The organism is Burkholderia sp. BCC1977, from assembly GCF_905339595.1.
Taxonomy (GTDB): domain Bacteria; phylum Pseudomonadota; class Gammaproteobacteria; order Burkholderiales; family Burkholderiaceae; genus Burkholderia.
On the sequence record NZ_CAJPGQ010000022.1, the window covers coordinates 92,127 to 113,986 of the forward strand.

Sequence of the window (21,860 nt, forward strand, 5' to 3'; positions counted from 1 at the left end):
AAACCTGATGTCGGATACCAATACCCAAAACAAATCGAAGGCGCCGGTCGATGTTTGCACACGTCAATCGGTCGCCAGTGCGCAGTGGTTTCTGGAGAAGAAGGAAACCTACTATGCACCTCCGTATGAGAAGAACAATCTCGACGTGTTCATTTGCGGCGAGGATGCGTTCAAGCAAATCGCGGCCGATTTGAAGGCGGCCAAGCACAGCGTGGAAATCATCTGTTGGGGTTTCGATCCGGGCATGGAACTGATCCGCAATGGATCGGTATGGCCGCGCGGCGATACCTGGGGTGGACTGTTGCGCGACGTGGCCGCGGGGAAATTCAACAATGGCAAACCGGTTCAGGTTCGCTTGCTGTCGTGGTACGGGTTTATCGGAAGTCTTGGTTCGAACAACATGCCGGGACATAGCAGCGGTCGTCTGAACTACGAAGAAAAGATGGCCATGATGGTCGGCGCGAGCGGCGGTATCTATTTGCCGACCGGCAAGCCGCCTCAACCGCAGACACCGCAGGAACGGCGCGAGGATTTCAATGCGCGTTGGTATGACGACGCGTTCGCGGGCCGGCTGCCCAATCTGTCGATTCGAACGCGAGATGGCAGTAGCAAGGCTGTTCATGAGAGCCTTGCAGGCGAGCCGGGGAAACGTGACTTCACCGAAGTGCTGGGTCTGGAGAAAGTGGCCACCGACCATCAGAAGACCATCCTGATCGACTACGAGTATGAAGGTGGTGCACATGCAGTCGGTTATGTGATGGGGCTGAATAGCGTGACGGACTACTGGGATACGCAGCAGCACCTTTTCAACGACCCCCGTCGTGGCGAGTCATGGGAAGGGGCCAATGACGTTCAGCCCGGCCTGAAGCCGTATCAGGATTACGCGAGCCGTATTCGAGGCGAAGCGCTGGTGGCGGTCAGCAAGAACTTTGTCGATGCGTGGAACCGCGCCAAGGGCAAAGGTGTGAACGTATCGCGAACGCACGATTTCAAGAAGGTGCCGACGGGCTTGACGCAAAATCTCGGCACACCGTGTCAGCGGGCGCAAGTCGTGCGCACACAGCCCGAAGAAAAGGATAAATCCATCAAGGCCCTGTATGAGCAGGCCATGTCCTTTGCACGCAGCTATATCTACGTCGAGAACCAGTATTTCCAATATACAGAGTGGCCGAAGAAGCTGAAGGAATTGCGAACGCAGTTTCTGTCTTGTAGTCAGGCAGCCGGGAAGAGTCCGAACGACATACCTAACTTACACGTGATGGTCGTCATTCCTACGCCTGAGCGAACACAAATGGTGCCGCGTACGCACGACACGGTTAAGGTCCTGGGCCATGGCACATCGATGCCCAATCAAGACAAGGCAGTCGAAGACGAGTTGGCGCGCAACCGCCAGCAACAGGCCACTTGGGACGCTTATGTCAAGCGACAGAAGGCGAGCGGGGAGCGTCTCGACTACGATCTCTATCCGGCACCGCTCTCGCCGGCGGCGCAAAGCTCCAAGGATCTCGGCGACAAGGCGTCACTTGCGGGATCACTGGACCAAATGGGTATTCGCGTGCTTGTCGGTAGCCTTTGGACCTTTGACCGAAATTGGCGCAGTTCCAAGTTGAGCACGGAGACGGCGAAGCAGCAGGCTCGCTGGGATGAATATGTGAACAAGCAGCAAGCCAAGGGCGAGTTGCCTGACCCGGATCTGGCGCCGATGCTGCCGTTGCCAACGCAAGCGATTGCAGCGCGGTACCGGGAAATCTACATCCACAGCAAACTGCTGCTGATCGACGACAGTTTCTTTACGCTGGGCAGTGCCAACCTGAATTTGCGAAGCATGGCGGTGGACGCGGAGATCAACGTAGGCAGCGATGATCGTGCCAAGAGCACCGATTTGCGCAGGCGAGTCTGGAAGCTGCATACCGGCGGAAAGCATGATGGTAGCGACGGCAGCCCTATCGCGATCAAGGAGACGTTCACGAAATGGCAGAAACTCATGGATACCAACGCTATTCAGAGGAAGCGTGGTCTCGAACCGGCGGGCTTTCTGATGCCATTTCACGACGAACGCACATCCAGTGTTCGGCTGGCATAGTGCGCATTCCTATCATGCGAGTTCCGATGACTTCCGCAATGTCCAAACGTGTGCGCCTGGCAGGCGTGTTTTCTCTCTTTCTGTTCTTTGCTTGTACAGCTTGCTCAATGAACGACTCCCTTCCGCGAAATATGTCGCTCGACGCTTTCAATCCGCATCGCGAGACGTTTGTTTGCGTGCATGAAGCATCGGTGGTTCCGGCAGTTGATCCAGAGGCGGACCGCTGGAATCAGCTGGCGCTGACTATGACAAGCGCGTCATTGTGGCCAAACCAGCGTGACTACGCCGGTGCTGTCGCGCTGTGGAGCAAGGCCGCTGAACGCAAGCACTGGAAGGCAATGGTGAATCTCGCGAATGCCTACGCCCAGGGGTTGGGCGTGGATCGCAATACCGAGCGCGCCGTGCAAATCACGGAGCAAGCCATGAAGTTGGGCATCCCGGCTGCGTACGATCTGATGGGGACGTACTACATGAACGGGACCGGGGTAAAGCAGGATGCCAGTCGTGCGTACGCATTTTGGCAACTCGCGGCGGACAAGGGAAGTCCGAGCGCCATGGCTTATTTGGGTAGCAAGCTCGACGCAGTCTATGACGATCCGAAAGCCGGCTTTTGGGGCAACCGCAAGATTGCGCTCAAAATGCTCGAGTGCGGATTTTCCCAAGGTAACGGCGATGCCGCATATGCACTCGGAACGACGCTTGTTGGTTCCGACAAGTCGCTTGGCGAAGACAACGAGCGAGCCCTCAAAATCCTGCATGAAGGCGTGAAGTACGGCAGCGCCAAGAGTGCGGGTTATTTGTTCGGTGCGTTCGATGACGGCGAACCGGTAGCAGGCAATGTGAAGGACCGGGCGCGTGCCGAGCGTTACAGCGTGCTCGCCGACCGCCTCGAGCGCGATCCCGACCTTCGCCTGCCAAATCTCGACAAGGTGGTGCCGCTGCCGCCATCCAAATTGCCCAAGTGGGACGGCAACAAGGAGACGCTGATCAATGCGGCGAAGGCCGTGATGTCGGCACCGGCGTCGCCTTCCAAACCCGCCGCTCATCCGGTCTCGCTACGTACCGGTCGCGCGCTTGTACCCGATGGCTACACGTTGCCGGAGAAGCCGCCTGTCACCGTACCTCCGCAGGCGGAAACCACCGCTGCGCCGGTGGGCGGCTATTGGCTCGCGCAGATCAAGTATCCGACTGCCGAACGTCATTTCGCCTGGAATCTGGCGCAGGTGCCGATGCACTACAGCAAGGACGAACTATTCGATCGCAGTCGTCCCGGCCTTGTTCTGGAAGATGGACGCATCTTCTTTCATTACGTCGGCGACGCGATTCCGGTGGCAGTACAACAATCGGTATCGGAACCCCGCGTGACGCAGGGCATCGCGCGCGCCGCGCAATTTCCCGATCCGCTGATCCAGTGTCGAGGCACACGCGCGTGCCCGGTGACGGGCATATGGCAGGCCAGTGTGACGGATGACCATCCTCGAGCCGCGACGTTCAATCAGTGGTACCGCCAGACCTATGTCGCCCAGGGTGATTCGTTCCCTGATCCGCAGGACATGCATCTGGATGTATCGCCGGCGGAAGTGACCTGGACGTGGTGGAACGAGGCCAATCGCCTCGGATTCGCGAAACTGCCGGAAGTCAGTGTAGGCAACGCGTCCGGTGACGCTTGACGGAGCGAAGAATGCGCAAGTCGACAATGGCCGCGATCGTCGTGGCCGGCGGCCTGATACTGGTTGCCTGGGCTGTCATCGCGTCCTTGGGGGCGGTGTCCCAGATCAGTGGAGGCAGCTACGGTTCGCATGACGTGAGCGATTTTGCGATCGAGAAATTCCTCTTCCTCGGCCCGCTGATTGCGTTGGGCGGCCTTGTCGCCTGGTTCGCCAGCCGCGATTCGGCGCCGTCCGACGACGATGACGAACAGGCGGCCGGCAACGGCGAAGGCGAATCGTCTGCTCGGGCGCATCGAGACGCAGACTCATGAGCAGTTCTGAAATCATCTACAAGCATGACCTGTGGCGCAAGGGTGCCGGTGGAATGCCGGCAGGACTCTCAGGTCAGACGGATAGTTCGGCCTATGCCGGCCTGGATCTGGGTCTTGCGCAATTCGCCGGCAGCAGCTTCAGCGGCAGCAGTTTCAGCGGCACGTCATTCCAGCAAGCCGGCTGGACAGGCTGCCAGTTCTCTGCCTGTACGTTTGCCGGTTGCGATTTTTCGGGGATTGCAATTTCCGGATGCACGTTCGTCGATTGCGCCTTCGATGAGGCCGCCTTTCAGGGTAGTACGTTCAATAGCGTGAAATTTCTCGGATGCAAGTGGAACGGCGTTCGGTTCGACGACAACACGTGGCATTCGGTGCAGGTGCTGGACTGCACGGGAAGCACGGTCGAAGCCCATGGACTCAAGGGGCTGGACGTGGATTTCACGGGCAGCTATTTCGAGCATCTTGCATTCGAAGACACGGAAATCAACGGCGGGCATTGAGCCGAGCACCTGTTCATTCACGGTTTGCCTTGCGGCGACCGTGAATGGGTGGACGCCATGCAGAGTGTTTCGTGTTGCTCAGCCTTCGACGCGGACCCTGAATTCAATCCGCAGGCGCTGCTCGCATATGCGATCGGGATCCTGGTGCAGATTCCGTTCATGAACACGCCGATGGTTGCGGGCCCGATTCCCGCGCATCTCGGGGGCGCCGACCTGTCGTGGCTCGTCGGGCTGGCGCTGACGTCGCCGCTGTACTACTGGCTCGCGACGCGCGACAGCGCCTACCGGCGCCGGCAGACGGGCGCGCATCTGCCGTCGTCGGCGGCGCGGTAAGCGGATCGTCGTTCGGCGCGATCCAGGCAAGCGGCCGCCGCAGCGGATGCGATGCGGCGGCCGGGGGACGGGGCAAGGGGAGAGAGGGGCAGGGTCAGGTTCGCGGCAGCGCACGGCGTACCGTGTGTCGCGAACCGGCCTGCCCGCGGATCAGACGACCGCCGAGCGCGCGACCCGCACCGGCACCGACTTGTACGACGGCGTACCGCTTTCCTTGTCGATGTAGTCGAGCGGCACGAGCACGTTCGCTTCCGGGTAGTACGCGCCGACCGAGCCCGGCGCAATGTCGTACTCGATCGCGGTGATCTTCTCGAGACGCAGCGTGCGGCCGGACGCGGTGACCGTCTCGATGTCGACGAGGTCGCCGTGTTCGAGCCCGTACTTCGCGAGATCGGCGGGGTTCATGAACAGCACGTCGCGTCGCCCGAACACACCGCGATAGCGGTCGTCGAGCCCGTAGATCGTCGTGTTGTACTGATCGTGGCTGCGCAGCGTGATCAGCCGCAGCACCTGCTCGGCGCCGAGCACGTCCGCGTCTTCCTTTACGCCCTTGTAGACCGAGAACATCGCCTTGCCGGTCGGCGTGGGCCATACGCGCTCGGTCGGCGGCAGCGGCAGGCGGAAGCCGCCCGGCGTGCGGATGCGCTCGTTGAATGCCTCGAAGCCGGGCACCGTGCGGTCGATCAGGTCGCGGATGCGGTCGTAGTCGGCGATCAGGTCGAGCCACGCGACCTTGCTGTTCGGCAGCGTCGCATGCGCGATTCCGGCGACGATCGCGGGCTCGGAGCGCAACACGTCGGACGCCGGCTTGAGCTTGCCGGCCGACGCGTGCACCATCGACATCGAATCCTCGACGGTGATCGACTGCCGGCCGCTCGCCTGGATGTCGAGCTCGGTGCGGCCGAGCACGGGCAGGATGTAGGTTTCCTTCGCAACCAGCAGGTGCGAGCGGTTCAGCTTCGTGCCGAGATGCACGCTGAGATCGAGCTTCGCCATCGCGGGGAACGACAGCTCGGGATCGGGCAGCGCGACCGCGAAGTTGCCGCCAAGGCACAGCAGCGCCTTGGCCTGGCCGTCGACCATCGCCTGCATGGCCTGCACGGCATCGTGTCCGTGCTGCGCGGGCGGCTTGAAGCCGCACACATCCTCGATCTTCTGCAGGAACTCGGCCGACGGCTTCTCGGTGATGCCGACCGTGCGGTTGCCCTGCACGTTGGAGTGGCCGCGCAGCGGGCACACGCCCGCGCCGGGCTTGCCGAAGTTGCCGCGCATCAGCAGCAGGTCGGCGATCAGGCGCACGGTCGCGGTGCCCTTGTTGTGCTGCGTGACGCCCATCCCGTACGTGACGATCGTCGCGTTCGACTTCGCATAGGCGAGCGCGACCTGCTCGAGCTGCGCCTGGCTCAGGCCGCTCGCGCGCTCGATGTCGTCCCACGACGTGGCCTGCAGGTCGGCGGAGAACGCGTCGAAGCCGCTGGTGTGCTGCGCGATGAAATCCTGGTCCAGCACGTCGCCGCGCTCGGCCTCGAGTTGCAGCAGCGCCTTCATGATGCCCTTCAGCGCGGCCGCGTCGCCGCCCGCGTCGACCTGGTAGTAGGTCGATGCGATGCGCGTCGAGCCGAACGACGCCATCTCGATCATGTCCTGCGGATCGGCAAAGCGTTCGAGCGCACGCTCGCGCAGCGGATTGAACACGATGATCGGCACGTGGCGGCGCGCGCACTCGTGCAGCGTGCCCATCATGCGCGGATGGTTCGTGCCGGGGTTGTGTCCGATCGAGATGATCAGCTCGCAGTGGTCGAAGTCCTCCAGCGACACCGTGCCCTTGCCGATCCCGATCGACTGCGGCAGGCCGACGCTGGTCGGCTCGTGGCACATGTTCGAGCAGTCGGGGAAGTTGTTGGTGCCGAGCTCGCGCGCGAACAGTTGATACAGGTACGCGGCTTCGTTCGACGCGCGGCCCGACGTATAGAACTCGACCTGCTCGGGCGGCAGCGCGCGCAGCACCTCGCCGATGCGCGCGAACGCGTCGTCCCATTCGACCGCGCGGAAGGTGTCGGTCGCACGATCGTAGACGAGCGGATGCGTGAGCCGGCCCATGTTCTCCAGCTCGTAGTCCGACATGCGCAGCAGCGACGATACGGTGTTCGCCGCGAAGAACTCGGGCGTCACGCGCTTGGTCGTCGCCTCCCACGTGACGGCCTTCGCGCCGTTCTCGCAGAACTGGAACGTCGACTTGTGTTCCTTGTCGGGCCAGGCGCAGCCGGGGCAGTCGAAACCGTCGGGCTGGTTGGTCCGCATCAGCACGATCGGCGCCTCGATGGCGTCCATCTGCGTGCGCACCGCATCGGCTGTCGCGCGAAGCGCGCCCCAACCGCCGGCGGGCCCATCGTACTTCCTGATGCCTGGCACTTCGCGTCGATTTGTCATGTGAATCTCCATGAGCCGGGCCCGCTGCGGGGTGGCTCGGGTTGCGCCGCGTCGCGGCGTGGGGCGGCTCCGTCCGGCGGACGGAGCCGGTCATGCGGGCCCGTGTGTCCGGGCTTGCGTGGTATCAGTGCGCGTCCTTCTTCGCGCCGGACGAATTCTTGCCGGATGCCTTCGCCGCGGGCGGCGGCGTATGCGGTTGTGCTTCGTCATCCTGTTCATCTGGCGATGCCTTGGCCGCCTTGCCGTTCGGCTTGATCTTGCCGTCCGCATCCTGCTTTGCGTCCTTGGCGTCGGGCGGCGCCAGCTTGTTGAACGTCACTTCGTCGCCGGCCTTGTCGTAGTCGACTTCGACGCGATCGCCGGACGTCAGCTTGTCCGCAAGGATTTCCTTCGCGAGCTTGGTCTCGATGATCTGCCGCACCTGCCGCTTCAGTTCGCGCGCGCCGAACTCCGGCTGGTAGCCGGCTTCGGTCAGGTGTTCGACGAGCGAGTCGCCCATCACGAGCGTGATGTCCTGCGCGGCCGCGGTACGCACCACGCGGTCGAGCTGGATCTGCACGATCGAGCGGATGTTCTCCTTCGACAGCGCATGGAACACGATCACCTCGTCGATCCGGTTCAGGAACTCGGGGCGGAAATGGCCCTTCAGCACCTGCATCAATTCCTCGCGGATCGCCTTGTCGGTCTTGCGCGCGGCTTCCGGCTGCGTGAGGTTGTCCATGACGATCGCGGCGCCGAGGTTGCTCGTCGCGATGATGATCGTGTTGCTGAAGTCGACCACGCGGCCCCGGCCGTCGGTGAGACGCCCGTCGTCGAACACCTGCAGCAGCACGTTGTAGACGTCCGGATGGGCCTTCTCGATCTCGTCGAGCAGGATCACGCTGTACGGGCGGCGCCGCACGCGCTCGGTGAGCTGGCCGCCTTCGTCGTAGCCGACGTAGCCGGGCGGCGCGCCGATCAGCCGCGCGACCGCATGCCGCTCCATGTACTCGGACATGTCGATGCGGATGATCGCCTGCTCGTCGCCGAACACGGTCTCGGCCAGCGCCTTCGCGAGTTCGGTCTTGCCGACGCCGGTCGGCCCGAGGAACAGGAACGTCGCGATCGGCCGGTGCGTCTGGCCGAGCCCGGCGCGCGACAGCCGCACCGCGTCGCTGACGGCGACCACCGCGTCGTGCTGGCCGACCACGCGCTCGCGCAGCTGCTCTTCCATCTTCAGCAGCTTCTGGCGCTCTTCCTGCGTGAGCTCGGACACCGGAATGCCGGTCAGCCGCGACACGACTTCGGCGACCGATTCGACGGTCACCTCGAGCGTCTCGGAGCCGGTCTTGCGCTGCCACGCTTCCATCTTTTCATCGAGCGACTTCTGCTTCTCGTTGATCTGCTCGTCGAACTGCTTCGCTTCGTCGAAGCGCTTGCGCGACGTCGCGTAGTCCTGCTCGCGCTTCAGTTGCGCAATCTGCGCTTCGCCTTCCTGGATCTCGACGGGGCGCGACGTCGCGCCGATCCGCACACGCGCGGCGGCCTGGTCGATCAGGTCGATCGCCTTGTCGGGGAGGAAGCGCGACGTGATGTAGCGATCGGCGAACTCGGCGGCCGCGACGAACGCGTCGTCGGCGAACGTGACCTGGTGGTGCGCCTCGAGGCTGTCGCGCAGCCCGCGCAGGATCACGATCGTCTGCTCGACGCTCGGCTCCGGCACGAACACCGGCTGGAAGCGCCGCTCGAGCGCCGCGTCCTTCTCGATGTATTTCTGGTATTCGTTGAGCGTGGTCGCGCCGAACAGGCTCAGCTCGCCGCGCGCGAGCGCCGGCTTCAGCACGTTCGCGATGTCGAGCCCGCCTTCGCCGCCGCCCTGGCCCGCGCCGACGATCGTATGTAGCTCGTCGATGAACAGGATCAGCTCGTCGTGCTTCGCGGTCACTTCGTCGATCAATTGCTTCGCGCGTTCCTCGAATTCGCCGCGATACTTCGCACCGGCCACCATCGAGTTGATGTTGACCTCGACGAGCCGCTTGCCGCGCAGCACTTCGGGCACGTCGCCGTTGACGATCCGCTGCGCGAGCCCTTCGACGATCGCGGTCTTGCCGACACCGGGCTCGCCGATCAGCACGGGGTTGTTCTTCTTGCGGCGCGCGAGCACCTCGATCGTGCTCTCGATTTCCTGCGCGCGGCCGAGCACCGGGTCGAGCTTGCCCTGGCGTGCGATCGCGGTGAGGTCGCGACCGAACTTGTCGAGATTCGGCGTGCCGGTCGGCGCGTCGACACGGCCGTCTTCCGCACCCTTGCCGACGACCTTCACGACCTTCTGGCGCAGCGCTTCAGGTGTCACGCCGTATTTCTTCAGCAGCGTGCCCGCGATGCTGTCCGGCACCGACGCGAGGCCGATCAGCAGGTGCTCGGGGCCGAGGTACGAGTGGCCGAGATCGCGCGAGGCCTGGAACGCGTACTGCACGGCCTTCTTCACGCGCGGCGAGATCGACAGCTTGTCGAGCGATGCTTCGGGGGAGGCCGTGCCGGTGTGCGCGTGCGCGTCGATGTACGACTTGATGTCCTGCGGCGACAGCTTCAGTTCCTTCAGCAGCGCCGCGCACACGTCGGTATCGGCGAGCGCGTACAGCAGGTGTTCGGTGTCGAGTTCGCCGCGACGCAGTTCATGCGCCTTCTCGGCCGCGCGCTGCAGCAGTTCGAGCGTCTGCTCGCTGAACACGTCGGTCGGGTCGACCGATTCGCGCGGAATCTCGGCGGCAAGCGGCGACTCGTCGCCGGACGCGCCGAACAGCGGCGACGCGCCACCACCCAGCAGCGAATCGAACGGGTTCAGCATGCTCTGATGCCGCATCAACTGACGGAAGTGGTAGTCGCAGATCGAGATCGTCTTGCGCTCGCCGTCCTGCATCACGGTGGCGCGCGCGACGGCCGGCCGGGCGTGACAGATATCGCAAAGTGCGGGCATGGTGGTCTGGCTCCTGTCAATGAACGAGGATCGAAAGGGAAGTCCCGATGCGCGATGGCGCCGGGGTGTGCGTGCCGGCACGGCAACCGGCCGCGTGCGACGCCGGCAACACCGGTGCTTCGCGGCGCCCGCGGCATCGCTTCGACTGCGTTCAAAATAGCGAATCGGCCCAGGGCCTCCAAGACACAGTTCCGCACCGGCCGGGCCGGGAATTGCACCCTCACATGCGTGTGCGCAGGTGGCGCAAGGAGTACAGACGCGCGCGCATGCGGGTGCGGCATGCGACAGACGGAAACGTGGCGGCGCGCGATGCGCGCGAAGCGCGCTGCGACATCGGCGCGCAGGGCGCCGGCAGGCGGCAAACGGGAAGGGGGGCGCGCGGCGAGACGCGGCGCGGGCGCATCGGCGCGAGCGCGCGGGGCGACGGCGTGCGCGGGCGGGTTACGCCGGGCCACGCGCGCCGCACCGCGACCGGTGCGTGGCGCGAGGCCGATGGCGAAGCGGGCGGATTGCACGGTGCGCGCCGGACATCGCGCAACCGTGACGAACCGCGATCAGTCGGAGAGTTTCATCGCGAGCCGTTGCCGTGCGATCTGCTTCGCGTCGGTTGACAGTGTTGCATTCTGCAGACCATTGGCCCAGACGGAGAAGGAATCCTCGATCAGGTTGCGGGTGTCGGGAGGCAGTTCGGCCAGCATCAACGACACCACGGTGAACAGGACGGCGGTGTCGCCGGCCTCGCGGCTCGCGTTCGCATCGGCGGCCTGCTTCAGGCTGTCGACCGACGCTTGCAGCGCCTGTAATGCTTCATTCGATTCGCTCATTTCACCCTCCATGCAGGATGGTTCGGTCGGCGACGAACGTGCGGCCGGCAATGCGGCTGGTGCGCGCGACGCCCGGCAGGCATCGCGCGCAGGCGGGACGTCAGATCGCCGCGTTGGCCTGCGGCGCCACGGCCACCGATGCTTCGCTCGTCAGCATCAGGAACGTGAAGGTTTCGCGCAGGTACAGGCGAACGATCTTGTCGGTATGGCTCGTGTAGCCGATCGACACGTCTTCGCCGAGGTGCAGTTCATAGTCGCCGCCGCGGGTGGACAGCACGCAGCCGCCGCTGATCGCCGGCGCCCAGATGATCTCGCCGCTGACGATGCGCTTGATGTGACCGAGGACCGGATAGCCCTGGTCGCGCGCTTCGCTGAGCGCCGTATAGGCGTCCGAGCCGAGCACGACCGAGTACGGGCCGTCGACGCCGGCGAGCCGCAGTGCTTCCAGCGCGTCGCTGATCGCGTCCGGGTACGCGCTGACGTCGGTCGGCAGCGTGAGCTTGCGGTTCGACGTGCCCTCGCGGATGCCGACGATGCCGGCGGCCTGATAGCCGTCGAAGATCGCGTTGTCTTCCGCGAATGCGAGCCGTTGCGCAGCGTCCTTCGCCGGCTGCCAGTCGGCGTCGCGCGCGCCGCGCTCGACGCTGTCGATCGCATCGCGGCTCAGTTCGAACGGCACCGTCAGCTCGACGATCGTGCGAACTTCGCGCAGCCGTGCGCTCACCTGCTCGCGCGGCGCGGCGACCTCGCGCAGATGCCCGGTGCCGACCGCCGACAGCGCGGGGCCGGCCGGGCCTTCGACGTCGACCACGCGGCGCCCGGCCACCGAGCGCTTGAAGGTGCGTGCCACTTCTTCCTCGATCTGCTCCCAGGCGGACGAGGCAATCGGCGCGAGTTCGCGGTGCAGGTTATTCATAGGCTTGGGTTCCTTTCAGCGATCCGATGTTCAGCGAGCCGTCACGACGCGACTCGGGCGATGCGGGGGCCGGCGGTGCGGCGGCGGTGGCGTCGGCGGCCGGTGCGGCGCGAGCGGCGAGCGCTTCGAGCAGATCGGCCGACGGCACGAAGAACAGCGAGCCGGTGACCGCGCGGCTGTAGTCGAGCAGCCGGTCATAGTTGCCGGGCGGGCGGCCGACGAACATATTCTCGAGCATCTGCTCGATCGGCGCCGGCGAGCGCGCATAGCCGATGAAATAGGTGCCGAATTCGCCGGAGCCGGGGCGCCCGAACGGCATGTTGTCGCGCAGGATCTTCACTTCCCGGCCGTCTTCGTCGAGCGTGGTCAGCGAGCTGTGCGAGCACGACGGCTTCACGTCCGGCGCCAGCTCGATGTCGGACAGCTTGGTGCGCCCGATGATGCGCTCCTGCGTCTCGATCGCGAGCGCGTTCCAGCCGGCCATGTCGTGCAGGTACTTCTGCACGATCACGTAGCTGCCGCCCGTGAATGCCGAATCTTCGTCGCCGATCACCGTGAAGTCGACCGCCTCGCGGCCTTCCGGGTTCTCGGTGCCGTCGACGAAGCCGATCATCGCGCGCTGGTCGAAGTTGCGGAAGCCGTGCACCTCGTCGACGACCGTGACCGCGTCGCCGAGCGCGCCGAGCAGTTGGGTCGCGAGTTCGAAGCACAGGTCCATCGCGTCGGCGCGGATGTGCAGCAGGATGTCGCCCGGCGTCGCGACCGCGACGCGCTGGCCGGCGCCGAATTCGCGGAACGGATGCAGCGACGCGGGGCGCGGATCGCCGAACAGCGCATCCCATGCGTCGGCGCCGAAGCCGCATACGCAGGACAGGTTGCCGCCCGGCACGCGCTTGCCGACCGAGCGCACGAGCGCGGCGATGTCGCCGCACCACGCGCGGATCGTGTCGGCGCGGTCGGCGCCGGCGTTGACGGTTGCGACGAGGAAGATCGCGCTGCGCGTGATCGGGCTGTGAACGGCCTGGGAAAGCGGACGAAGCGGGGGAGGGGTTTGCATCGCGGCCTGCCGGTCAGTCATGTCGGGACGGATGGGCCGCGGCTGCCGCGGCGCGCGAAGACGAACGGTTGGACTGTGTCATGCGACTGTTCTCTTTGTGACATGCGGATGAAGGACGTTGCGCGGGCATCGCGCAACGGGCCGCAGCGGCGGCGGCCTGCCGCCCGGGCACGCAACGGGGAGGCAGACAGGGTGGCCGCGCGTTCGCCCGGCGCGTGGGCCCGCCGCACCGCGTAACGTCGTCGAGCATGCAATCTAGCAGCTTCGGCGGGTCTTTGGAACACGTATCGGCGATCTGTCATTCGAATGGGTTGATCGGGGTCCGATTTTGCGTCGCGGGTGTGCAGCTGTACTCCTGAAACCCGCGGCGCTGTGCTCTTGAGCGGGCGTGGCGCGTGCAGTAGATTAGGTTCGCTCCGCCTGCCGACGAGGACCATCATGACGAACCTGCTGGAAGCGATGCGCATTTTTGTCGCGGTGGTCGAGCATGGCGCGGTGTCCGGCGCGGCGTCCGAACTGAAGCTCGGCGACGCGCAAGTCAGCGAGCGGCTCGACTGCCTCGAACGGTATCTCGGCTGCCGGCTGTTGCTGGGCCGCGCGGGCGACGACGTGGCGTGCACCGATGCCGGTGTCGCGTTCCACGCGTGCTGCCGGCGGACGCTGTCCGCGGTCGCGCAGGCCGCCGCCGCGGCCGATGCGTGCGCAACCGTTCGCGATGAGCGCGTCGCGGGCTTTCCGCCGCCCGACACCCTCCGCCGCGTCGACGGAGCGTCGATCGCGGCACAACCGTCATTGCACCGGTCATCGCCTTGAATACGTCCACTGTTTCCGCCGATACGGCCGCCGAGCGCATCCGCCGCCGCTTCGGACACTTCCTCCACGCGGCCGAGCTGGCCGGGCTGATCGTGATCGGTCTCGCGACCGCGTTCGCGATGACGCAGGAAGCGTGGAAGGTCGTGCTCGCGGGCGAGGTGTCGCTGACCGACCTGCTGCTGATGTTTCTCTATCTCGAAGTGCTCGCGATGGACGTGCGTTACCTGCGGCTTGGCCGGCTGCCGGTGCGCTTTCCGCTGTTCATCGCGATGACGTCGCTCGCGCGCGACCTGATCCTGCGCGGCGCGACCGACAGCCCCGAGCGGATGCTGATGACCACGTTCGGGATCGTGCTGCTCGCGGTCGGCGTGCTGATCCTCAGCTTCGGTCAGCATCGCTTTCCGGCGGAAGTCGACGATGTCGAGGAGGATGCGCGGACGCGTCGGTAATGCGGGTGCGTGCCCGATCGATGAGGGGCTTCGGTTCGGTAATTCATTTCGTTATACAGATCGATTGATTCGATGCGGTGATCGCCGTCGTGCGCGTGGCATTCCGGTCCGCCCGCCCGAGGAGCCCGTCACCGTGAATCTGCTGGACGCGATGCGCATCTCCGTGAAAGGGTGGGCGCGGCATGCGGATTGCCCCGCTCGTCGGATATCCGCACATGTGCATATCTGCATCGGGCGTGTTGCGCCGCAACGTCAATGAGGTTCTACGCCGGACGTGGATCGCGTGCAAGCCACAGTCCGCGTTTGCGTGCGCTGCGGGGTGTCCGTACCTGTTCTTTTCAGGCAGGACGCCGATAATGGGATCGTTACCCCACATCCCGGGAGTCACACCATGTCCGGAAGCGACGCCGCGTCTTCACGTCCCGATCTCGCGCAGGGCATCGCGCTCGACGACATCGCCGACGGCGCGATGATCGAGGGCCAGGTCGGCGACGCAACGGTGCTGCTGGTGCGCCGCGCCGACGAACTGTTTGCCGTGGGCGCGCAATGCCCGCACTACGGCGCACCGCTCGCCGACGGGCTGCTGGTCGGCGATACGATTCGCTGCCCGTGGCATCACGCGGCGTTCTGCTTGCGCACCGGCGAACTGCTGCGCGCGCCGGCGCTCGACGGCCTGACGTGCTGGCGCGTCGAGCGGCGCGACGGCCGCGCGGTCGTGCTCGATGCGCGGCCCGCCGCATCGCCGCCCGCGTTGAACGCGGCCGGCCTGCCCGAATCGGTGGTGATCGTCGGCGGCGGCGCGGCCGCGATCGCGGCGGCCGTGACGCTGCGACAGGAAGGCTATCCGCACGCGATCACGCTGCTGAGCGCGGACAGCGAGCCGCCGTACGACCGGCCGAACCTGTCGAAGGACTATCTGGCCGGCACCGCCGAAGCAGACTGGTTGCCGCTGCGCGGGGCCTCGTTCTATACCGACCAACGCATCGACGTGCGCTGCGGCACGCGCGTCGCGCGGATCGATCCCGCGCAGCACGCGGTCGAGCTCGCGGACGGGAGCCGCGTCGGCTACGGCGCGCTGCTGCTCGCGACCGGCGCCGAGCCGAACCGGCTGACCGTGCCGGGTGCGGATCTGCCGCACGTGTGCGTGCTGCGCTCGCGCGCCGACTGCGATGCGCTGATCGGCAAGCTGAAGACGGCGCAGCGCTGCGTCGTGGTCGGCGCGAGCTTCATCGGCCTCGAAGCGGCCGCCGCGCTGCGCACGCGCGGGCTCGACGTGCAGGTGGTCGCGCCCGATGCGCAGCCGATGGCGCACGTGCTCGGCGAAGCGCTCGGCGACACGATCCGCGCGCTGCACGAAGCGCACGGCGTGGCATTCCATCTCGGCGCGACGCCCACGCAGATCGCGCCGGACAGCGTGACGCTGTCGAACGGCGACGTGTTGCCGGCCGACGTCGTGGTGGTCGGCATCGGCGTGCATCCGAACATTGCGCTCGCACAGGACGCGGGGCTGGCCGTCGATCGCGGCGTGACGGTCGACCGTTTCCTGCGGACGAGCGCACCGGACATCTACGCGGCCGGCGACATCGCGCGCTGGCCCGATCCGTTGACGGGCGAACGCATTCGCGTCGAGCACTGGGTCGTCGCTGAGCGGCAGGGGATCGCCGCGGCGCGCAACATGCTCGGCCAGCAGCGGCCGTTCGACGCGGTGCCGTTCTTCTGGAGCCAGCACTACGACCTGACGGTCCGCTATGTGGGACACGCGGCGCAATGGGATCGCGTCGAGATCGACGGCGACCTGCGCGCGCATGACGGTTCGGTGACGTACTGGCGCGGTAATGCACGGCTCGCGGTCGCGACGATCGGCCGCGATCTCGACTGCCTGCGCGCGGAAGCGGCGCTCGAGCAGCAGGGCGCGACGCACGCGTGAACGCGGATCCGGCATCCGCCGACGGCATCGCGCTTGATCCGCTGACGATGCCGCCGTTGGCCGGCCCCGGCACGATCGCGACGATGATCGTGCCCGGCCACACGGCGTTCTCGAGCGGCCGGACGCTTGCGTTCGCGTTCGTCGCGTTCCTCGTGCTGCCGACCACGGCGCTGCTGGCCGCGCCGTTCATCGGCCACGACCTGTCGCCGCGTGTAACGGCCGACTCGCAGCGCCTGACGGGGATGATTCGCGCGGCGATCGCGCTGCGGATGATCGGCGCGAGCCGGAAGGCGGCATTCGGGTTGCATTGACTGCGACGCGCGCCGACGGGGAAATTGATTCGAGGGAGCGACCGATGAACACGTTGATCGTGGTGTCCTATCCCGATCTCGACACGGCTCGGCGTGCGGCTGCCGAACTGGCGACGTTGCGCGAGCGCGCCGTCGTGTCGCTGGAGGGTGTCGTGATCGTCGAATGCGCGGCCGACGGGCAGTTGCGCACGCACCCGATCGATCCCGGCCATGCGGCGTCCGGATCGCTGATCGGCCGCGCGATCGCACGCATCGAAACGGCACTCGGCGCATCGCACGAGCGGCCGGTGGACGATGCGCTGATCGCCGCGTTCGCGCCGCTCGGCGGCGAAGTCACCGACACGACGCTGTCGATCGACGATGAACTGAAACTCGTCGAAGCGATCTCGCACGCGCGCGACGGCGACGACGCGGCAACCGGTTGACGACCACGCCATCACGTGCGGTTTTGACCGATTGGGTCGAGACAAGGTGAAGAAACGGCGCGGAACACCACGCTTTTCGCGTAAAAAACATCCTGTCGACATCGATCGCCGGAGATTGAATCTCGCAATGCGACCCCCGCGGATGGATAGATTTATTCGATGATCCGCGAATGCACGACACGCTTCTTCTATACTGCTAAGCACTTGTTGGTCCCGGTCGAACAGCCCGGCCGCTCGCTCGGGTAGCGTGCGGGCGTGTCGCCGAACGCGCGGTGTCGCACCCCGCATCGCGTGCCCGCGGCGGGTTCGCCATTGCTTATGCCGGGCCGCATCACAAGGAGCTTCGATGCCTTATGTGCTGATCGTCGAAGACGATGCCGATACACGAACGATGCTCGCGACGCTTGCGCAAGCGCAGCAACTGACATGCGACACGGCCGCGACGCTCGAGGAAGCGCGTACGCGCGTGTTGATGCACCCTCCCGATCTCGTGCTGTGCGATCTCGTGCTGCCGGACGGCAACGGGATGGATCTGTTCGACGCACTGCCGAAACGCGGGCACTGCGAAATGGTGTTGACGACCGGTCACGCGAGTCTCGAAACCGCGATCGATGCATTGCGGCGCGGCGCGACCGACTATCTGGTGAAGCCGCTCAACATGCAGCGGCTGAACAGCATTTTCGCGCGCGTGCCGCGCACGACCGCGCTGCACGAAGAGATTGCCGAGCTGCGTTCGGAACTGCAGCGCCTCGGTCGCTTCGGCCGGATGCTCGGCATCTCGCCCGCGATGCAGGCCGTCTACGACGCGATCGGTCGCGTCGCGCGGACCGAAGCCTCCGTGCTGCTGACGGGCGAATCGGGCACCGGCAAGGAACTCGCCGCGCAGACGGTCCACGACCTGAGCCTGCGCCGCCGCGGCCCGTTCCTCGCGGTGAACTGCGGCGCGATCGCCGCGAACCTCGTCGAAAGCGAAATGTTCGGTCACGACCGCGGCAGCTTCACCGGTGCCGAGCGTCAGCACAAGGGCTTCTTCGAACGCGCGGACGGCGGCACGCTGTTCCTCGACGAAATCACCGAGATGCCGGTCGAATCGCAGGTCAAGCTGTTGCGCGTGCTCGAAACCGGGCGGCTCACGCGGCTCGGCTCGACGCGCGAAATCGACGTCGACGTGCGCATCGTCGCCGCGACCAACTGCGATCCGGAAGCGGCGATGGCGGACGGCAAGCTGCGGCCGGACCTGTATCACCGGATCAACGTGTTTCCGGTTAGGCTGCCGCTGCTGCGCGAGCGCGGCGACGACATTCCGATGCTCGCCGACGCGTTTCTGCAGCGCTACAACGAGGAGACCGGCCGCGACCTGCGGTTCGCGCCGGCCGCCCGTGAAGCGCTGAAGACCTATGCGTGGCCCGGCAACGTGCGCGAGTTGCGCAACTTCGTGCAGCGCGCGAGCATCTTCAGCGACACCGACGTCATCGAGACGCTGCCGCCGCCGATCATGGACGAACTGTCGAACCTGGCCGATGCTCACGAGGATCGCGTGACGGTGCCGTTCGGCACGTCGCTCGAGGAAGTCGACCGGCGGTTGATCCTCGGTACGATCGCGCAATGCGGCGGCGTGAAGGCGCAGGCGGCCGAGGTGCTCGACGTCAGCCTGAAGACGATCTACAACCGGCTCGCGCAACTGGAAGACGAAGCGGAAAAGCCGGATTGAGGCCGCAGCGGTTCTCGCGATCAATGCCGATCGCGCGTGCGCGGATCGTTGAGTTCCTCGGTCGGGTCGGTCAGCCCGAGCTCGTCGCCGGCGCGCCAGTACGGCGTGCTGCCGTAGAACGCGTGCAGCGGTTCGGCCCATTGCGGGTCGGCCATCGCGGGCCAGTGATGCTTGTCGAAGCCCGGCGCGCTGCGAATCCGGTCGGACGATACCGGCAGCAGGAAACACTTGCGTTCGGTGTCGAGCGTGAGCGCGCTCCATGGAATCGCGAGCAGCTTGTCGCCGATGCCGAGCAGGCCGCCGCTCGACAGCACGGCGTATGCGATGCGGCCCGAGCGCACGTCGAGCATGATGTTCTTGATCTTGCCGACGTCGTCGCCATCGGTCGTGTAGACCTTGTTGCCCTCGAGCGTGTCGGCCGCCATCACGTCGGGGCCGGGGCCGGCCGCCGTCGCCGCGCCCTTGCCGACGATGCGCGTCTGTCCTTGATCGGGAGTCTGCATGGATGTCCTCCTGACTGCGTGGCGCGCGACCGTGCCTCGGGGCGGGCGCCGCGGGTCGCGCGGGTGGTCGGGGCGGGGCCGGGATCGCCCCGTCACGTCTGCTTCGGTTGCGACACGCCTTCGAGCGTGTTCGCGACGTTGTCGCGCGCGGGGCCGGCCGTGCGCGTCGCGATGTCCGCGAGCGACAGCATGCCGACGAGGCGCTTGTCGTGATCGACGACGGGCAGCCGGCGCAACTGTGCGTCGGCCATGTAGTGCTGGATCTCGTCCAGCGGATCGTCCTCGAAACACCACTCGACCGGGCCCGACGCGACGTCGTGGACCCGCGTTTCCGGCGGCTTGCCGGTCGAGATCGCGCGCACCGCGAGGTCGCGGTCCGTGATCATGCCGATCAGCCGGTCGTTGTCACAGACGGGCAGCGCGCCGATGTCGTGGCGCGCCATCAGTTGCGCCGCATGGCGGATCGAGTCGGTCGGCGCGATGCACACGACGTTCTGCGACATGATTTCGTTGACGCGATGCATGAAGTCCTCCTTGCGGGTTGGGGTCCGGGCCGTACGGGAGCCAGCAAGCGGCGTGCCGTCCGGCTCGCGTTGGACGTCATTCGTCGCGGCGTTTGGCGGGAGCCTGCCACGGGCCGTCGTCGTGCGTGCCCGGCGGTGTGTCGGGCTCGATGCGCGTGATGCGGCCGGTTGCGGGCGGGTCGCTTGCAGGGGAGGTGTCCTCGCGCCGCTCGTCGATGTGGCGCGCCGAACGGCGCGTCTTCGTCTGGTCCTGGTGCTTCAGCGGGGGCGACGGATCGCGGTGCGGTTCGTGCGCCGGCGCGTCGTGCCCGGTCCGGGTCGAATCCTTCATGGCCAGCCTCCGTGTCGGTGACGATGACGTGGCAAGCGCGCAACGGCCGTGCCCGCCGCGTGCAGGAGGCACGCGATTTGCCGCTTGCGCGAGTGACGACGACAACGCGCGGCGCGGCGATGCACGCCGCACGCACACGCACACGCACACGACGCGGGAGGCACGATGAAGATTCCGAAACGGCGGCCAGGGGTGCGCTATGAAGTGAACGTCTGTGGCGGCGGCTTCGATTCGGTGAAGAGTCATTTCAGCGCGTGGAAACAGGAGCCGCTGATCTACCGGCCCGATCGCCGGATGTTCGAAGGCAAGGCCGACGTGCGGCCGCTCGGCGACGAGACGTTCGGCTCGGTCGAGCCGGCGCGGTTCGCGCTGCAGTGCGCGTGCGAGCCGGCCGATCCGTATGCGCTCGCGGCGCGGGTGCGCGACGACGGCCGCGAGCTGTGGCTCGTGATGGCCGCATACGAAGGTTAGCGCGCTGGCATTGAAAGAATTGCAGCGGGTGGTGTAGCGAAGGCACGGCGCCCCGCACGGCGGCATGTGCGGCCGCGCCTCGGCGCACGGGACGGCGGCGCGTCGGCGTGGCACGTAGCTTGCGGCGCTGACATGCGTGGACCATCGAGCGGCACCTGCACGCCGCGCAACCGATCCGATCCCGTCAGGACAACGGAACGACAGCATGCCCATGAATCGAGACCCCGCCCGGTCGCTGCACCGGCCCGAACCGCCGATACCCGACATCGAACCGGACCCCGAGCCGCCCGCACCGGACGACCTGCCGCCCGGCGTGCCCCAACCGTATCACGATCCGGAGGGCGACCCGCCCGCGCATCCGCCGCCGGAGCGCGAGCCGCCGACGCGGGAACCGCCGATCTACGTCCCGCCGACGGGCGTGCCGCCGGCGGCATCCATTCCGTCCCCGGAGGGCCCACCATGAGCATCAGCGTGAAACCCGGCCTGTTGCGCGACGTGGCCGAGACGCTCGGCCGCCATTTCGAGGCGCGCGCGATGCCGTTCCAGGTCGAGGAGCAGCCGGCCGGCGCACTGCATTTCGTTTTCCGCGTCGACGGCCGTCAGGCGTCGCTGACCGTCACGTTCGACACCGACGCGTTCGCTGCGCTCGAACAGGCCGCTGTCGAGCGGCAACGCGGCTCACTGACGCGGGTCGCGGCCGAATTCGACACGATGATGGCGCGCCGCGCGCCGACCGCGTATGCGGGCGATTTTCACTTCAATCGGCTCTGAGCCGAGTCGCCACGGCCGGCCCGGTGCCACCGATTTCACGGAGGATTCCATGAAACCGATCCAGACGATCCGCGTGGGCGCCTGTGCGTTGGCCGCGGCGTGCGCGCTGGGTGCATGCACGCAACCGCGGGCCACCTACGGCACGCGCGGCGCACCGCCGGCACCGCCGGACGGACATGGCGCGTCACCGACCACGACGATGCCGGACGCGAATACGCGCTACGACACGCGACCGTCGCCGTACAACACGCTGCCGGCGGGCGCGACCGGCGGCGAGCCCGCCGACGTGCCGCCGCCGGGGCCGAACGGCGTACAGGGCGCGTCGCCGCTGCCGGGCTCGCCGCCGCCGATGCAGTACTGACGCGCGGCACGATGCACGGACGCCGCGCGTCGACGTCCCCGTGCGACGACGCATTCGCGCGATGCGAATTTCGTGCCCCCAAGTTGCCGGCGCTTGTAAAAAGGCGCTGCCCGGGGCAACCGCGGACAGGGTATGAACCCGCGAAACCCGCGACGGACGGTGCTTAACCCCCCTGGCGCGGAA

The 21,860-nt window shown here is 66.4% G+C and carries 23 protein-coding genes; 15 read left to right on the forward strand and 8 right to left on the reverse strand.

Annotated features, from left to right (window positions below; genetic code table 11):
• The first annotated feature begins 7 nt into the window (after nucleotides 1–7).
• The 5 genes from U5771_RS19390 to U5771_RS19410 all read left to right on the forward strand — a co-directional run bounded on the left by U5771_RS19390 (nucleotide 8) and on the right by U5771_RS19410 (nucleotide 4,897).
• Nucleotides 8–2,083 (forward strand): phospholipase D-like domain-containing protein, encoded by a 2,076-nt coding sequence (locus tag U5771_RS19390; RefSeq protein WP_322025468.1) that lies wholly within the window; start codon nucleotides 8–10, stop codon nucleotides 2,081–2,083.
• Between the two features lie 107 nt (nucleotides 2,084–2,190).
• A complete protein-coding gene (locus U5771_RS19395) occupies nucleotides 2,191–3,753 on the forward strand; it encodes a DUF6396 domain-containing protein (RefSeq protein WP_322025502.1) in 1,563 nt (520 codons plus the stop codon).
• A gap of 11 nt (nucleotides 3,754–3,764) precedes the next feature.
• On the forward strand, nucleotides 3,765–4,064 hold the full coding sequence (locus U5771_RS19400; protein WP_322025469.1) for a hypothetical protein: 300 nt from the start codon (nucleotides 3,765–3,767) through the stop codon (nucleotides 4,062–4,064).
• A complete protein-coding gene (locus U5771_RS19405) occupies nucleotides 4,061–4,564 on the forward strand; it encodes a pentapeptide repeat-containing protein (protein WP_322025470.1) in 504 nt (167 codons plus the stop codon). Before U5771_RS19400 ends, U5771_RS19405 begins: the two co-directional genes overlap by 4 nt.
• A gap of 48 nt (nucleotides 4,565–4,612) precedes the next feature.
• A complete protein-coding gene (locus U5771_RS19410) occupies nucleotides 4,613–4,897 on the forward strand; it encodes a cytosine permease (RefSeq protein WP_415859417.1) in 285 nt (94 codons plus the stop codon).
• Between the two features lie 150 nt (nucleotides 4,898–5,047).
• Here the strand turns inward: U5771_RS19410 and U5771_RS19415 are convergent, their stop codons facing one another.
• The 5 genes from U5771_RS19415 to U5771_RS19435 all read right to left on the reverse strand — a co-directional run bounded on the left by U5771_RS19415 (nucleotide 5,048) and on the right by U5771_RS19435 (nucleotide 13,101).
• On the reverse strand, nucleotides 5,048–7,327 hold the full coding sequence (locus U5771_RS19415) for an FdhF/YdeP family oxidoreductase (protein ID WP_322025471.1): 2,280 nt from the start codon (nucleotides 7,325–7,327) through the stop codon (nucleotides 5,048–5,050).
• A gap of 124 nt (nucleotides 7,328–7,451) precedes the next feature.
• Entirely contained in the window at nucleotides 7,452–10,283 is a 2,832-nt protein-coding gene (locus tag U5771_RS19420) for an ATP-dependent Clp protease ATP-binding subunit (RefSeq protein ID WP_322025472.1), read from the reverse strand.
• A 554-nt stretch (nucleotides 10,284–10,837) separates the two neighbouring features.
• Entirely contained in the window at nucleotides 10,838–11,107 is a 270-nt protein-coding gene (locus tag U5771_RS19425; protein ID WP_322025503.1) for a hypothetical protein, read from the reverse strand.
• A gap of 100 nt (nucleotides 11,108–11,207) precedes the next feature.
• Entirely contained in the window at nucleotides 11,208–12,023 is an 816-nt protein-coding gene (locus U5771_RS19430; protein WP_322025473.1) for a family 1 encapsulin nanocompartment shell protein, read from the reverse strand.
• Complete coding sequence (locus U5771_RS19435) at nucleotides 12,016–13,101, reverse strand: Dyp-type peroxidase (RefSeq protein ID WP_322025474.1); 1,086 nt, start codon at nucleotides 13,099–13,101, stop codon at nucleotides 12,016–12,018. The genes U5771_RS19430 and U5771_RS19435 overlap by 8 nt, the downstream gene beginning before the upstream one ends.
• A gap of 417 nt (nucleotides 13,102–13,518) precedes the next feature.
• Here U5771_RS19435 and U5771_RS19440 point away from each other — a divergent pair, with 417 nt between their 5' ends.
• The 6 genes from U5771_RS19440 (at nucleotide 13,519) to U5771_RS19465 (ending at nucleotide 18,716) form a co-directional block, all read left to right on the forward strand.
• The gene (locus U5771_RS19440; protein WP_322025475.1) at nucleotides 13,519–13,893 is read left to right on the forward strand and encodes a LysR family transcriptional regulator; all 375 of its coding nucleotides are present in this window, start codon (nucleotides 13,519–13,521) and stop codon (nucleotides 13,891–13,893) included.
• A complete protein-coding gene (locus U5771_RS19445; RefSeq protein ID WP_322025476.1) occupies nucleotides 13,890–14,342 on the forward strand; it encodes a phosphate-starvation-inducible PsiE family protein in 453 nt (150 codons plus the stop codon). Before U5771_RS19440 ends, U5771_RS19445 begins: the two co-directional genes overlap by 4 nt.
• Before the next feature lie 391 nt (nucleotides 14,343–14,733).
• Nucleotides 14,734–16,269, forward strand: coding sequence for an FAD-dependent oxidoreductase (locus U5771_RS19450; RefSeq protein WP_322025477.1), 1,536 nt, complete (start codon nucleotides 14,734–14,736; stop codon nucleotides 16,267–16,269).
• Nucleotides 16,266–16,580, forward strand: a complete 315-nt coding sequence (locus U5771_RS19455; protein ID WP_322025478.1) for a MarC family protein — start codon at nucleotides 16,266–16,268, stop codon at nucleotides 16,578–16,580. The genes U5771_RS19450 and U5771_RS19455 overlap by 4 nt, the downstream gene beginning before the upstream one ends.
• Nucleotides 16,581–16,624: 44 nt before the next feature.
• The gene (locus U5771_RS19460; RefSeq protein ID WP_322025479.1) at nucleotides 16,625–17,005 is read left to right on the forward strand and encodes a hypothetical protein; all 381 of its coding nucleotides are present in this window, start codon (nucleotides 16,625–16,627) and stop codon (nucleotides 17,003–17,005) included.
• Between the two features lie 346 nt (nucleotides 17,006–17,351).
• Entirely contained in the window at nucleotides 17,352–18,716 is a 1,365-nt protein-coding gene (locus U5771_RS19465) for a sigma-54 dependent transcriptional regulator (protein ID WP_322025480.1), read from the forward strand.
• 20 nt (nucleotides 18,717–18,736) lie between these two features.
• Here U5771_RS19465 and U5771_RS19470 read toward each other — a convergent pair whose 3' ends face one another.
• The 3 genes from U5771_RS19470 to U5771_RS19480 all read right to left on the reverse strand — a co-directional run bounded on the left by U5771_RS19470 (nucleotide 18,737) and on the right by U5771_RS19480 (nucleotide 20,074).
• Complete coding sequence (locus tag U5771_RS19470; RefSeq protein WP_322025481.1) at nucleotides 18,737–19,219, reverse strand: PRC-barrel domain-containing protein; 483 nt, start codon at nucleotides 19,217–19,219, stop codon at nucleotides 18,737–18,739.
• Nucleotides 19,220–19,311: 92 nt separating this feature from the next.
• Nucleotides 19,312–19,743: a CBS domain-containing protein gene (locus tag U5771_RS19475; protein WP_322025482.1), complete on the reverse strand. Its 432-nt coding sequence runs from the start codon at nucleotides 19,741–19,743 to the stop codon at nucleotides 19,312–19,314.
• A 76-nt stretch (nucleotides 19,744–19,819) separates the two neighbouring features.
• A complete protein-coding gene (locus tag U5771_RS19480) occupies nucleotides 19,820–20,074 on the reverse strand; it encodes a hypothetical protein (RefSeq protein ID WP_322025483.1) in 255 nt (84 codons plus the stop codon).
• A 165-nt stretch (nucleotides 20,075–20,239) separates the two neighbouring features.
• On the opposite strand from U5771_RS19480, the gene U5771_RS19485 reads away from it, so the two are divergent.
• From U5771_RS19485 to U5771_RS19500, 4 genes are all read left to right on the forward strand, one after another.
• Nucleotides 20,240–20,545 carry a hypothetical protein gene (locus tag U5771_RS19485; RefSeq protein ID WP_322025484.1) on the forward strand — a complete coding sequence of 102 codons (306 nt, stop codon included), beginning with the start codon at nucleotides 20,240–20,242 and terminating at the stop codon, nucleotides 20,543–20,545.
• Between the two features lie 205 nt (nucleotides 20,546–20,750).
• Nucleotides 20,751–21,008: a hypothetical protein gene (locus U5771_RS19490; RefSeq protein WP_322025485.1), complete on the forward strand. Its 258-nt coding sequence runs from the start codon at nucleotides 20,751–20,753 to the stop codon at nucleotides 21,006–21,008.
• Nucleotides 21,005–21,316 carry a hypothetical protein gene (locus U5771_RS19495; RefSeq protein WP_322025486.1) on the forward strand — a complete coding sequence of 104 codons (312 nt, stop codon included), beginning with the start codon at nucleotides 21,005–21,007 and terminating at the stop codon, nucleotides 21,314–21,316. Before U5771_RS19490 ends, U5771_RS19495 begins: the two co-directional genes overlap by 4 nt.
• Before the next feature lie 49 nt (nucleotides 21,317–21,365).
• Entirely contained in the window at nucleotides 21,366–21,677 is a 312-nt protein-coding gene (locus U5771_RS19500) for a hypothetical protein (RefSeq protein ID WP_322025487.1), read from the forward strand.
• Nucleotides 21,678–21,860: the final 183 nt, after the last annotated feature.